The sequence below is a fragment of the Rufibacter sp. JT3400010 genome, from assembly GCF_054956755.1.
On record NZ_JBUDXA010000014.1, the window covers coordinates 38,618 to 52,001 of the forward strand.

At 50.4% G+C, this 13,384-nt stretch carries 13 protein-coding genes; 6 read left to right on the forward strand and 7 right to left on the reverse strand.

Translation table 11 applies throughout. From position 1 onward, the window contains the following. Nucleotides 1-89: 89 nt before the first annotated feature. Nucleotides 90-353 carry a GNAT family N-acetyltransferase gene (locus ACY0JR_RS13680; RefSeq protein WP_462634661.1) on the forward strand — a complete coding sequence of 88 codons (264 nt, stop codon included), beginning with the start codon at nt 90-92 and terminating at the stop codon, nt 351-353. A 691-nt stretch (nt 354-1,044) separates the two neighbouring features. On the opposite strand, the gene ACY0JR_RS13685 is transcribed toward ACY0JR_RS13680, so the two are convergent. Then, a complete protein-coding gene (locus ACY0JR_RS13685) occupies nt 1,045-1,347 on the reverse strand; it encodes a LysM peptidoglycan-binding domain-containing protein (RefSeq protein WP_462634662.1) in 303 nt (100 codons plus the stop codon). 184 nt (nt 1,348-1,531) lie between these two features. On the opposite strand from ACY0JR_RS13685, the gene ACY0JR_RS13690 reads away from it, so the two are divergent. The 4 genes from ACY0JR_RS13690 to ACY0JR_RS13705 all read left to right on the forward strand — a co-directional run bounded on the left by ACY0JR_RS13690 (nt 1,532) and on the right by ACY0JR_RS13705 (nt 4,469). Continuing rightward, a complete protein-coding gene (locus tag ACY0JR_RS13690; protein ID WP_462634663.1) occupies nt 1,532-1,957 on the forward strand; it encodes a lipocalin family protein in 426 nt (141 codons plus the stop codon). 167 nt (nt 1,958-2,124) lie between these two features. Beyond that, complete coding sequence (locus tag ACY0JR_RS13695; RefSeq protein ID WP_462634664.1) at nt 2,125-2,907, forward strand: class I SAM-dependent methyltransferase; 783 nt, start codon at nt 2,125-2,127, stop codon at nt 2,905-2,907. Between the two features lie 9 nt (nt 2,908-2,916). Further along, nucleotides 2,917-3,798 carry a UbiA family prenyltransferase gene (locus ACY0JR_RS13700; protein WP_462634665.1) on the forward strand — a complete coding sequence of 294 codons (882 nt, stop codon included), beginning with the start codon at nt 2,917-2,919 and terminating at the stop codon, nt 3,796-3,798. A gap of 59 nt (nt 3,799-3,857) precedes the next feature. Continuing rightward, nucleotides 3,858-4,469: a hypothetical protein gene (locus tag ACY0JR_RS13705; RefSeq protein WP_462634666.1), complete on the forward strand. Its 612-nt coding sequence runs from the start codon at nt 3,858-3,860 to the stop codon at nt 4,467-4,469. Nucleotides 4,470-4,599: 130 nt separating this feature from the next. On the opposite strand, the gene ACY0JR_RS13710 is transcribed toward ACY0JR_RS13705, so the two are convergent. Continuing rightward, the gene (locus tag ACY0JR_RS13710; RefSeq protein WP_462634667.1) at nt 4,600-5,412 is read right to left on the reverse strand and encodes a hypothetical protein; all 813 of its coding nucleotides are present in this window, start codon (nt 5,410-5,412) and stop codon (nt 4,600-4,602) included. A gap of 173 nt (nt 5,413-5,585) precedes the next feature. Next, entirely contained in the window at nt 5,586-7,574 is a 1,989-nt protein-coding gene (gene rho / locus ACY0JR_RS13715; protein ID WP_462634668.1) for a transcription termination factor Rho, read from the reverse strand. A 278-nt stretch (nt 7,575-7,852) separates the two neighbouring features. Here rho and serS point away from each other — a divergent pair, with 278 nt between their 5' ends. Next, nucleotides 7,853-9,130 (forward strand): serine--tRNA ligase, encoded by a 1,278-nt coding sequence (gene serS, locus ACY0JR_RS13720; RefSeq protein WP_462634669.1) that lies wholly within the window; start codon nt 7,853-7,855, stop codon nt 9,128-9,130. A gap of 591 nt (nt 9,131-9,721) precedes the next feature. Here the strand turns inward: serS and ACY0JR_RS13725 are convergent. From ACY0JR_RS13725 to ACY0JR_RS13740, 4 genes are all read right to left on the reverse strand, one after another. Further along, nucleotides 9,722-9,967: a glutaredoxin family protein gene (locus ACY0JR_RS13725; RefSeq protein ID WP_462634670.1), complete on the reverse strand. Its 246-nt coding sequence runs from the start codon at nt 9,965-9,967 to the stop codon at nt 9,722-9,724. Between the two features lie 75 nt (nt 9,968-10,042). Next, nucleotides 10,043-11,062 carry a glycosyltransferase family 9 protein gene (locus tag ACY0JR_RS13730; RefSeq protein WP_462634671.1) on the reverse strand — a complete coding sequence of 340 codons (1,020 nt, stop codon included), beginning with the start codon at nt 11,060-11,062 and terminating at the stop codon, nt 10,043-10,045. 74 nt (nt 11,063-11,136) lie between these two features. Continuing rightward, a complete protein-coding gene (locus ACY0JR_RS13735; protein ID WP_462634672.1) occupies nt 11,137-11,736 on the reverse strand; it encodes a hypothetical protein in 600 nt (199 codons plus the stop codon). 223 nt (nt 11,737-11,959) lie between these two features. After that, the gene (locus ACY0JR_RS13740) at nt 11,960-13,345 is read right to left on the reverse strand and encodes a M28 family peptidase (RefSeq protein WP_462634673.1); all 1,386 of its coding nucleotides are present in this window, start codon (nt 13,343-13,345) and stop codon (nt 11,960-11,962) included. Between the last annotated feature and the right edge of the window lie 39 nt (nt 13,346-13,384).

Consider the following 13,384-nt stretch of genomic DNA (forward strand, 5'->3'; position numbering starts at 1 on the left):
AAAGCAGAATCAACCTTTTAAGCAAGGATAAGTAAGGAGTAGAACGGGCTTTCTTTCCAACAGCCTTTGTGTCTCTAACTTACTACACCATGAACTTACACTTTGAACATGACCAGGATGCCCAGCAGTTTACCGCCCTGCTGGAAAACGAAGATATCGGCGAACTAGCCTATGCGCTTCCAGACGAAGAAACCATTGATTTCCAGCACACCTTCATTGAAGCCGAACACCGCGGCAAAGGCTACGCCGACCAACTCATCAAACACGGCCTAGACTACGCCGCCTCCAAAGGCCTGGAAGTACGTGCCACCTGCCAAGCCGTAGCCAGTTACCTGGAACGACACCCGCAATAAGGCATTTGATGGAGGTTGAACCTTAACAGGAATGGCAGGCCCGTAGCCTGCCATTCCTGTTTTAGGGGTACTTTCTGGGAAATAGCCCCGATTTCTCTTTGGAAGAATCATTTTTTGTAGCTCTCGCCTCATTTTGTGGCCCTCACCTCACGGAAGTTTCAAACTTCCGGTCATGGTAGGTCCAAGTCACAGACTTGAACCATGTTTTCTAATGGGAATGCGTGTGACCGGCAGGTGTACACATCCCCCTTCGCCCCCTTCAAAGGGGGAGTCTCTGCTTTAGAGACAGAAGTCCATCTGCTACTTTCCCCTTTCCAGTCTTTCCTGAGCGCGCCTCGCTTTTGGCCCTGGAAAGGCTTTAGCTAAGCGCAAAGGACAACTTCAGGCCGAAAGGGCAGTGCGCGAGGGGAAGACGGGGCCTCGCGGCCGTGAGCGCACGGAGGGAAACCATGCAACAACCCAGCATAAGGGCACCGCATCAACCACCCGCCACGCCAGCAACAGGCAAAATGCGTGCACCAACCTATCTTGAACACGCCCATCATTTAAGCCAACGCCTTACAAGAAGTCACATCAAGCAAATCCCTACCCTTCTAAAGAGGCGGAACAGCAGAAGTAAAACAAACTCATAAAAAGAAAAAGAGCCCAGACATACATCCAGACTCTTTCTTCTACAAACAAACCTAATGTCTTACGCCTTCGGAATCTTCAGTTGCCAACCCACTTCAATAAGGTCAGGGTTCTTGATTTTGTCAAGGTTGGCCTGGTGAATCTTGTGCCATTGCTGAGCATCGCCGTAAAAGTTCTTGGCAATTTTAGAGAGAGAATCTCCGCCTTTCACGGTATAAGTGTCAAAAGCGGGTTGCGGAGCGGCGGCGGGCTGGGGAGCAACGGGTTGCACCGGAGCGGCAGCGGGTTTGGCTACAGGTTGGGCCGCCACTGGTTTCTGCACCGGCTTCTCCTCCCCTTTCTTTAGAAAATCAAATAATCCCATAGTTGTATTTTTTAATGAGTAGTCAAATTTCAATCAAAGTATGCAACTGGCATACAGGCTAATTTCTACGCGCCCTTCTTAGATAAGTTTGTTTATTTTAATAGAACTGTGCGTAAAAACCCACGTATGAAAAACCGTATTTGCCCGCGGCGACTACGTAGATACCTGACCAAAACCTAAAACTATGAAAATGAAAATTGCATTTCCGGCTACTCGTTTGTTCACACTTGCCTGCCTGGTGTGGCTTAGCGCTTTCACTATCAGCTGTAATAAAAAGTCTGAAGACGGCGGCAACTCACAGATGATTTCCGGCACCAACAGCAAAATCTGGAAAGCTAGCAAAGAAACCACCGCCTCCGGCGACAAAGACAAGCTGACCTCAGAAGAGAAACAGGAACAAATCCAATTCTTCGCGAACGGAAACTTTACCCAGACCTCCGCAAGCGAGTCGGCGAACGGTACTTGGATGTACAGCGCGCCTAATAAGACCCTAAGCTTGACCTATGCCAACAACAACGTGAGCGAGAACTTCACCGTGGTTGAACTTGACGACGATGACATGAAACTACAGGCTCCAGACGGCTCAACGCTTACCTTGAAAGCTGATTAAACGTACCTCACCTGAAAAGCAAACCCACTCAAGTCTATTTGGGTGGGTTCTTTTTTGCCTGCTGGGCGTATTCGGTTCAATATAAAACCATGGTGGTTTGCACCTGAATTTCCGAAAACGTTTCATTGACTTAAATCTCCACCACGCTTCCTTCCGTTACCCACTACATGAAATTCCGGCTGCATCTGTTTGAACTAGAAGACCAGGCTTGGTTCCCGCATGTGGTGCGGCAAGGCATGATGGATGTGCTTCGGTTCCTGATTACGGCGCTGGGCATATACAAACCCGTGGTTCCGCTGCTGCAAAAAGCGCTGGCGCATACGCAGCAAACGGATTTGGTAGACCTTTGCTCTGGGGCAGGTGGCGGCATACAGCAGATTTGGCAAAAACTGGAAAAACAGGCGGGCCATAAAATCACCATCACCCTCACCGATAAATACCCCAACCTGGAGGCGTACCAATTCCTGTCTGAAAAGAGCAACGGTGCCCTGCACTTTGAGCGCCAACCCGTAGATGCCACCGAAGTACCAGATGACTTACCAGGTTTCCGGACGGTTTTCTCGGCGTTTCACCATTTTCGGCCAGAAACTGCTACTGCCATTCTAGCCGATGCCGTGCGCCAGAACCAGGGCATTGGTGTGTTTGAAGGGGCCGGCAAACGCTGGCATGAATTACTCTTGGTCTGGTTCGTTTTTCCGTGGCTCATTCTCTTGATTACGCCTTTCATTAGGCCCTTCACCTGGAGTAGGCTATTCTTTACCTATATTATTCCTTTGATTCCGCTGGGAACGGTCTGGGACGGCACTGTTTCCTTGCTGCGTCTGTACACACCAGAACACCTGGAAAAGATGGTTTCTACCCTGAATGCGCCGCATTATACCTGGCACATTGGTCGGGCGAAGCACTGGAGCGGCACCGGCGTGTTGTACTTATTAGGATATCCTTCGTAAACTGCAACCATGAACTCCTCCTGGTCCGATGCCTGGCGCTTGCTTCGCATTCCGTTTTCCTTGTTTCTGATGCCTATTTACTGGTTCGCCCTGAGCGCCGAGCCGGAGGTATCTCTCTGGAAAGCAGTTGCAGTGTTTCTGATTCTGCATCTCCTGATGTATCCCGCCAGCAACGGCTACAATTCCTATTATGACCGGGACGAAGGCAGCATCGGGGGGCTCAAACATCCGCCTAAAGTCACCCAATCGCTTTACTGGCTGGTGCTGGCGTTTGATGTGCTGGCGGTGCTGTTCTCGGCGCTGCTTTCCTGGCCTTTTGCGGTCATGGTGTTGCTGTATCTGCTGGTCTCTAAGGCGTACAGCTATGAAGGCATCCGGCTGAAGAAATACCCTATTCTGAGCACGGTGGTGGTAATTGTGTTTCAGGGTGCGTTTACTTTTGTCATGGTGCAGAAAGGCGTCGGCGTAGCCGATGAAGTCATTCTCAGCACCAATAATCTGTTGCTGGCCTTGGTGAGTTCTCTGTTTCTGTGCGGATCTTATCCGCTTACGCAAGTGTACCAGCATGAGGAAGATTCCCGGCGCGGCGATGAGACGTTGAGTTTAAAACTAGGCTTGTGGGGCACGTTCCTGTTTGCGGCGGGTAGTCTGCTCATAGCCACCGCCCTCCTCTTTTACACCTACTCGCGGCGCGGCGAAAACTGGCACAGTCTCTTTTTCCTGGTGGGCACGGGCCCGGTATTGCTGGTTTTCAGTCAATGGCTTTTACAGGTGAAGCGCAATTCGGCTGCGGCCAATTACGAGAACACCATGCGCATGAACAAAGTCTCTTCCCTGAGCATGAGCTTCTCGTTCGGACTGATTTTGCTCTGGCAGCTCTGGAACAGTTAAGACTGCGAACTAAGCGCTTAGCCACACGTACTACATTTTCGGCCTATTTTCCTGAAATCATGTCTAAAACATACTTGGCGGCACTCTTGCTTTTTCTGTTCAGTTGCCACTCTTCTACCCAAGACGACACCACCACCACTACAACCCAGGACCAATCAGATGGGACGGTCACCACTACCCGGACTACCTCCCAAAACGGAAGCACCCAGGTACAGCATATTGTGCAGAGAACCCACGCCTTTTCCTCTACGCACCAACCCGATTACTTCCGGTTGGTGCTCCTCGGTGACTCCGTTACCAAGGGGAAGGTAGAATTCACCATCACTACCCAGAAAGGCCAGGTAATCTATCAAGAAAATTTCACGGCCGCAGATTTAGAGGCCAGCATGGTCTACGAAATGGAAACGCCCACCGTGACGGCATCTGAGCGCGAAGCCTACATCCTTAAACGCATGGATGATTTTGTGCAACCCGCTGATTTTGTCTCTCCGGCCATTGCGCCTAACGCTCCCGTGCAGACTTCTTTTGTGAATGAAGCCACCTGGAAACGAATTCAAGCCAATCCAAACGCCATCGGGTTTAAATATCTCCTAGGCAAAGAAGACGGCCGGTTACTGGTCTATGACCCTGCCCAGAAGAAAGCAGTGCGGTACGGAAGATTTGGCGGGTAACTGACCACCCCGCCCTGCGGGCTCCCCTCCTGAATCAGGAGGGGAGTTTCTGTTTGCCAACGCTATACCGTCTGCTCAAAAGACCTCGTAGCGTCCGGAGCACCTGCCAGCGTCTATGCGAATAGCCATTTTAAGGCCCATTTACTGAAAACGGCAGAAAACAGAAGAGCCCCGCAGAACTAAATTTGCGGGGCCTTTCTATGTGACCGTACTTCTCTTGGAAGATTTTTACGGGATTGTATTCCGTTAGAGTGTAATTCTCATTTGCGAAATCAAGGAAGTAGTAATGAAATTTGTCTTTGTTAGTAAACTCCCCGTCCTTGTTTTTGTCTTCTAAAGTCCGGAAATAGACTTTATTTTCGCCTTTTATCAAACTCCAGTCATAGAATTCATGCAGTCCCTTTGTCAGTTTCTGGAAGCCAGTGCCATCAATTTTGCTGATGTAAAGCGCCTCCACATCTGAATGACTGAGTTCTTTGTCTTGATCTGAATCCAAGTCAGAAACGGAATAAAGTAGATATCCTTGCTTTGTGCTAATGAAGATATCCCGTAAAAAATCAACTCTTCTGATTAGCACTTTCTTATCCGTTAATTTACGTTCTTGGCCGCTCTTATCTTGGAAAACGATGTTTATAAAGTTTCCGGTCAGCTTATCACTGTCAAAATAGCTGGCGGCAATCTCTGTATCGCGGTAAGAGCCAGAACCATATTTGCTGTAACCGCCTCTCTCTTCTAAATCAACCAAGCCTACTGCAAACAACAGCATGTCTGTGCTGTCAAACCTTATGGGAAGCTCAGAAACTAAAATCTTGGTAGTGTCTTTGATTCTATCGTCGGTTACTGGGCTGCGGTCAATTGGCGCTTTGTAATCAATGGTGGGGTTGTCATCTCCGCAGGAAAAAAACACGGCAATACAAACAAACGCAATCAGAATTCTTAGCATTGAATTGTTCTTAACTCAGAAAGCAAGATACAGAAATTCACCACTTCTACCCCATCCCTTTCGTTTGTGGCCTCTTCTTCAAAATGAAGCCTTGAACGGAAACTCTTTAAAAGAACAAAAGCCAGCTTGTAAGGCTGGCTTTTGTTCTTTGCTCAAAATATCAAATCTATTTCTTAGCTGTTCATGGAAATCAGGAACTCGTCGTTGTCTTTGGTGCCTTTCATGCGGTCTTTCAAGAATTCCATGGCCTCTACTGAGTTCATGTCAGACATGAATTTGCGCAGAATCCAAACACGGCTGAGTTCGTCGCGGTCCATGAGCAGGTCTTCGCGGCGGGTACCGGAGGCCGGAACGTCGATGGCTGGGTACACCCGCTTGTTGGCAAGCTTGCGGTCCAGTTGGAGTTCCATGTTACCAGTTCCTTTGAATTCTTCAAAGATTACCTCGTCCATTTTAGAACCCGTGTCAATCAAGGCTGTGGCGATGATGGTCAAAGAACCACCGTTCTCCACGTTACGGGCCGCCCCGAAGAAACGTTTAGGTTTGTGTAACGCATTGGCATCCACCCCACCAGATAGGATTTTACCGGAAGACGGCACTACGGTGTTATAGGCGCGTGCCAAACGAGTGATAGAATCTAGTAGAATTACCACATCGTGGCCGCACTCTACCATCCGCTTCGCTTTGTCCAACACAATGCTAGAGATTTTCACGTGGCGCTCAGCTTGCTCGTCAAAGGTAGAGGCAATTACCTCGGCTTTTACGCTGCGGGCCATATCAGTTACCTCCTCTGGGCGCTCATCAATCAACAGGATCATGAGGTACACCTCGGGGTGGTTTTCAGTGATGGCATTCGCGATTTCCTTCAGCAAGACTGTTTTACCGGTTTTCGGCTGGGCCACAATCAAACCACGCTGTCCTTTCCCTATAGGGGCGAACAGGTCCATAATGCGGGTAGAGTATTGGCTGGAACGGGTAGTCAGTTTTAGGCGCTCTTCCGGAAAAAGAGGCGTTAAATGCTGGAAAGGAATCCGGTCTCTGATTTCCTCAGTAGTACGGCCGTTTACGGAATCTACCTTCAGCAACGCGAAATACTTCTCGCCTTCTTTAGGTGCCCGCACGGTTCCTTTTACGCTGTCGCCGGTTTTCAGACCAAACAATTTAATCTGCGACGGCGACACATAGATATCATCTGGGCTGGCCAGGTAATGGTAATGCGCAGAACGCAGGAAGCCGTAGCCGTCCTGCATCAATTCCAAAACGCCTTCGTTCGCAATTACGCCGTCAAACTCGCGGTAATTGGCGCTGTTAGCGTTATTCTGCTGTTGCGGTCTGGATTGGTTCTGCTGGTTGGGCTCGCGGCGGTTCTGCCAGTTGGGATTGTTATTGTTATCGCGCGGCTCGCGGGGCGTATTTTCCCTTGGCTCGCGCTGCTCTCTTGGTTCTCTTGGGGCGTTTTCCCGTGGCTCCCTGGTAATCTCTCTAGGTTCGCGGGTGGTATTTTCCCGTGGCTCCCGGTTTTGGAATTCTCTTGGTTCGCGTTGCTCTCTGGCCTCGCGCGGCACGCGTGGGGCAAGTTCCCGCTGCTCTCTGGGCTCCCGTTGTTCGCGGGGCTCGCGCGGCTGGTTCTCACGCGGCTGCGGACGGTTTTCGCGGGGCTCGGGGCGGTTCTCACGCGGCTGGGGCTCTCTTCCTTCGGTACGGGATAATTCCCGCGCTTCGCGGATATCGGGCCGTAGGGCCTGTGGTGCGTGCAACCGGTCTTCCCGCACCGTGGCCGGGGCACGTTCTGCGCGCACCGGGCGCTCTGCCGGAGCAGTTCTGGCCGGGCGGCGAGCCGGAGCCGGGGCATCTTCTGAGGCAACTGGCACTGGTGCTTCCGGTACCGGAGCTGGCAGGGCAACAGGTGCGCTGTCTACCACAGGTTCAGGCACAGGAATGTCTTCTACCGCTACTGCGGCATCAGTTTGTTCGTCTGCCTTCTTAGATGTTTTTTTATATTTTTTGGGGAGGTTCTCAAGGGGGGTAACGGCTTGCTGATCCAGGATTTTGTAGATCAGGTCCTGTTTGCTGAGCTTCTTAAAGTTCGTGACGCCGAGGTTCTCAGCAATCTCTTTGAGTTCTGAAAGAAGAGAATCTTTCAACTCGTCAATGTTGTACATAAATTGAATTAATTAGCTATTCGGTTTAAATGCATAGCGGTTGCAGAGCGCAACAAGCAGACGGATTAAAACAGGAAATAATGGTGTGTAAGAAGTAATGGAGAACCCGGATGACGGTCGTTCAGAAAATGTCTCGCAATGTTAGACAGCCTTGTTCTATTTTACAAGCAATACGAGAAAATTAATATATAAAGTTACACAAATTTTCATAAAAATCCACCTGTTGCCGCAGCCTATCCAAAATATTCTATTTTTGCGTACAGATAACCAGACGCACCATGTTACAGATACCCGTTTTACGCGAGCAAACCGATCTTGTTCTTGCTGGCTTGCAGAAAAGAAACTTTCCTAACGCCGCCCAGGAAGTGCAGGCATTGTTGGACCTGGACCAGAAACGCCGCTCCCTGCAAACTGAGCGCGACGAACTCTTAGGCCGAGCCAACTCCCTGGCCAAGGAAATTGGCGGCCTCATGAAAAGCGGCCAGAAAGAGCAGGCCGAAGCCCTCAAAACGGAAACCGCTGAACTCAAGCTCCGCACCAAAGCCCTGGACGAGGAAGTACAGCAACTGGAGCAAGCCTTGCAGCAGGGACTTTACAAACTGCCCAACATTCCGCATAGCAGCGTACCCGCCGGCCGTTCTTCTGAAGACAATGAAGTGGTGCTGGAACACGGTGCTATTCCGCAACTTCCAGAAAACGCCCAACCGCACTGGGAACTCATCAAGCAGTATGACATCATTGACTTTGAACTAGGCATTAAGATTGCCGGAGCCGGATTTCCCGTGTACAAAGGCCAGGGTGCCCGCTTGCAGCGTGCCCTCATCAACTTCTTCTTAGACGAGGCCATGAAAGCCGGTTACACCGAAGTGCAGCCGCCCATTGTGGTGAACGAGGCTTCGGGCTACGGCACCGGCCAGCTCCCCGACAAAGAAGGCCAGATGTACCACGCCACCGCCGACAACCTCTACCTGATCCCTACCGCCGAGGTGCCCATCACCAACCTCTACCGCGACGAGATCATTGCTGAAGGCAAATTGCCCATCAAAAACGTAGGCTACACGCCCTGTTTCAGAAGGGAAGCCGGTTCCTGGGGTGCCGATGTGCGTGGTTTGAACCGCCTGCACCAGTTTGACAAAGTAGAAATTGTGCAGATTCAGGCCCCGGAAAAATCCTACCAGGCGCTGGAAGAGATGAGTCAATACATCCAAAGCTTGTTGCAAAAATTGGAGTTACCCTACCGCGTGCTCCGTCTCTGCGGCGGCGACATGGGCTTCACCTCGGCCCTCACCTATGATATGGAAGTATACTCTGCGGCCCAGGGCCGATGGCTGGAAGTAAGTTCTGTCTCTAACTTTGAAACCTACCAAGCCAACCGCCTGAAACTGCGCCAGCGCACGGAGGGTGGAAAACCGCAATTGCTGCATACGTTGAACGGAAGTGCTTTGGCCTTGCCGCGAATTGTGGCGGCGTTGCTAGAGAACAACCAGACACCAGAAGGTATTCGCTTACCGAAGGCGTTGCATGCTTATCTTGGGTTTGAGATGATTACCAAGTAAAGGAAAGTTCTTCTCTTTGAGATTATTGCTTTAAAGCGTTTGTGGCTTGTTTTGGATAAACGGGCTGCAAACGCTTTTTTTCTGTGGACTTTGTAGGTGTTGTTCTTGGCTTGGTTAATCTGCTTCTTTTTGTGCACGCATTTTGCCTGTCGCTGGCGTGCCGGTGGGTGGATGCGAGGCCCTTATGCTGGGTTGTTGCATGGTTTCCCTCCGTGCGCTCACGGCCGCGAGGCCCCGTCTTCCCCCTCGCTCACTGCCCTTTCGGCCTGTGAAGTCTGTTGCTCTTAATGAACGTCTATCTAGGGCCTAAAGCGAGGCGCGCTCGGGAAAGACTGGAAAGGGGAAAGTAGCAGAATGTGATGGTAGCAAAGCGTGAGAAGCCCTTTCTAAAGCGGAGAATCCCCCTTTGAAGGGGGCGAAGGGGGATGTTTACACGGGCAGATCACACGCATTCCAACTAGTAAACATGGTTCAAGTCTGTGACTTGGACCTACCATGACCGGAAGTTTGCAACTTCCGTGGGACAGTAGCCCCAAAGGAGATTTCCACAAGGACCATTTAGCCAGCATCTGCCAAAATCCCAAAGCGCTACTATCCTTCCGCCAGCGCAGCATCCAACTCTTCCGGGGAGGGATTTTTCATGGGCGCCTGCTCGCCTACCACTACCATGGGGAAACGGACTTTGCCGCGGTTCATGTCTTGGATGGCTTGCATGGCTTCGTCGCTTTGCTCTACGTTGATGTAGTCGTAAGCCACGTCATGCGTTTTGAAGTAGTCTTGAATGGCGATGGTTTTCTTGCACCAATCGGCACCGTAGAGAATGGGTTTGGCAGCCATAACATCAATAGTTAGTTTGCCGTTTTCTACGTCTTTTCCCGAAAACTGGCTAAAAGCGGTGCAGTTCCAAACGAATTAAACAGGCTGCTCCACTACGGGTAACTGGAAATCGAACTGGATTTCGCGCATGCACCGGAAGTGGCGCTCCGGGCATTTAGAATAGCCAATTTTAGAGCAAGGACGGCAATACAGGTTCTTCACTTCCAGTACCTCATAATCCTCTGTGTACGGGTACATCCCGAAGGCGGGCACGGTGTTCCCCCAAATGCTGTAGATCTTCTTCTGGAAGGCGGCGGCAATGTGCATCAGACCGGTATCATGGCTAAATACCGCCCGGGCTTGTCGCACCAGGGAGGCAGAACCATTCAGGTTGTATTTCCCGCAGGCGTTGTAGATAATGGTTCTTTCAGTCGGATTGAAAGGAATTTGCCCTTTGTAAGGCTCTGACGTAAAGTACATCTCTATCATCTTTCCTACCTCTGTGTCTTCTTTTCCGCCCAGTAAAATGATGGGTCCGTTTATCTTATCGCAGAGTTCAATGAGACGGTCAATCGGGAGCCGTTTGGTGTAATGCTGGGCTCCGATGGCGATGGCATAGTAGCCGTTCTGGTGCGATGCTGGCAAAGTGGACAGGTCTACTTCGTCTTTTTCTGGTATGAAATAGTCTAAACCTTGCCCATCATTTTTTACCCCTAAGGAGGCTGCAGTAGCCAGGTAACGGTCCACGATGTGCACGTCAGGCATGCGGTTCATCTTGAATTTAACCAACAGCCACTTGCGGTAATTCAGTTTATCAAAGCTTCGGCTGGGCCGCCCTAAGCGGGTCTTCAAGATACGGGTACGCAGGTTGTTGTGCAGGTCCAACACCAAATCATAGTTCTCGGCTTTAAGCTGCGCGAGGAGGTCTTTCAGGGAGTTTTCCAAGCAAAATACCTTGTCCACGTACGGGTTGCTGGCAATGATATTACGGAAAGCGGCCTTCGTGCAGAAATGTACTTCCGCCCCCGGCACCTGCTGCTTCACGCACCGAATGACCGGTGTAGTAAGCACTATATCACCAATAGACGAGAACCGGATGATGAGGATTTTTTTCAAGGAATCACCGTTTATACCATCGGCAAAGATACGGCTTGTAGAGCAGATTTCCTGCGGAAGGTAGGACTCCTGTTCTAACGCTGTTTTCTTGCAAAGGCCACCAAAACAGCAACCAACGAAAGCACCACTGCAAGGTATGAAAGATAGTCTGACTTGGTGGTTTGAGGCTCTACTACTTTTTTATGGTTGTTGCGGTAAGCGTTTAAAAGAGCGTATTCATTGACCCAGTTTCTAATCCGTAGCCTCTCATCTTCCAATATTTTCCTTTCATCCAATTTACCATTATCGAGAGAATGTAGAATCGGAGGTGTAGTTGAAAGATTATAAAGGCTCCTGGATAAACCTCCGCATTGATCATAACCTAATGTTTTATCATAAATATGACCATAAAAGATATTCAAGCCTTTAAAAAAGATTGTACAATTATAATTTCTGCCTGATAATATTACATCAGGTTTGACATCACCTTTAAAAACATCAATTACCCTAATCGAAAACCCATTTTCATCCGACTCCACCACCTCACCAATGAAAATTATTTCGGACTTATGAATGTACTTCTTCACCAATGGTGTCCAGTTTTCCAAATCAAGCATGGGGCAGCCACAAGGAAAAGCCTGGGAGCCAAGAAGTATAAAGGATAATAGGAGAGAAATTCTGCGTACGATATTCATTGTTTATGCAATCAGAATCTAGGATGACAATTTGATTTAATTTTCCTAAAAATTAAATCAAATGCAGCTCCCACTGCAGGCGTTCCATCAAATACTCAATTCAGTAGCCACGTCCTCTCATTCTAAAAGGCTCTAGAGAGCGAACGGTAATTGCTTTTAAGACAACGCGTTACTAGTTCGCCTACAAAGTCTTACTAAGATGACAAAAGTGAGGATACAATACCTACAACCCGTACTTGTCCAACAAATACACCAACGCGGCCATAGACGCGCCGCCTAATTCCAGTTCGCGGCGGTTTACTTTGTCAAAGGTGTCGTTGGCGGTGTGGTGGATGTCAAAGTAGCGCTGGGAGTCTGGTCGGAAACCGATGAGGGCCACCCGGTCATCTTTCAGCGGGCCTATATCGGCGCCGCCTCCGTTGCGGTCAATGTCGTGGAGGCCGTACGGGGCCAGCAGTGGTTTCCAAGCGAAGGCTTTCTGGTAGGCGGCCTCGGTAGTTGTAGCAATCCCGAAGCCGCGCGGCGTGAATCCCCCGGCATCTGACTCAATGGCGGCAATGTGTTTCTCGCCCTGCTTTTTGGCGATTTCAGCGTATTTGGTTCCGCCCCGCGTGCCGTTCTCCTCGTTCATGTACAGCACCGCTCTAATGGTGCGCTTGGGTTTGTAGCCCATGGACCGCATCAAACGCAGCACTTCCATGGACTGCACGCAACCGGTACCGTCATCGTGTGCCCCTTCGCCAATATCCCAACTGTCCAGGTGACCGCCCACTACAATAATCTCCTCTGGTTTCTCAGAGCCTTTGATTTCGCCAATCACGTTGTAGCTGAGCACATCTGGCAACCACTGCGGGTTCATGCGCAGGTGGAATTGCAGTTTTTCGTCTTCTTTCAGCAATTTGCTCAATAAATCAGCACCTTTGGTGCTGATGGCTACGGCCGGAATCTTGGGGGCATCTTCGGCATAGCGTAAGCCTCCGGTGTGCGGAAAATCATCATTGTTGGAGGCCATGGAACGTACCACTACGCCCACTGCCCCTAAGCGCCCCGCTTCTGAGGGTCCGCTGGAACGTTGGTCTACGGCACCACCATAGGCTCGGCTGGTGTTGATTAAGGTTTGGTCGAAACCTCTGTTGAAGAACACAATTTTTCCTTGTACTTTCCGCTTGCCCAATTTCTTCAGTTCATCCAGGCCGTTTACTTCCAGCACCTCGGCGGTGAGTCCGTTGGCCGGAGTAGCAACTGAGCCTCCCAAAGCCAGTACGTTCACTTCGCGGGTGGGGGTAATTTTAGAGTTCACGATGGCGGCGTATTCTTTCTCGCCCCGTACCCAATGCGGCACCATTACTTCCTGTAGATACACGCGGTCCAGTCCCATTTTATTCATCTCTTGCCGGGCCCATTCCACGGCAGCGGCCGCCTGTGGAGAACCGCTTAACCGGGCCCCAATATGGCTGGTGAGGTAACGCAGTTGTTCATAGCCCTGCCCTTGGGTAAGCGCCATGTCATAAATCTTGCGGATGTGCAGGGAGTCCTGGTTCTGGGCACTAGCTGCCAAGGGGAGACTGAGAGCAGCCGCCAGGGTAATTCGTTTAAGGGTGCGAAGCATGTGGGTTGTTTGTAGGGTTGGTGTTTTTCTGAGCTGCGA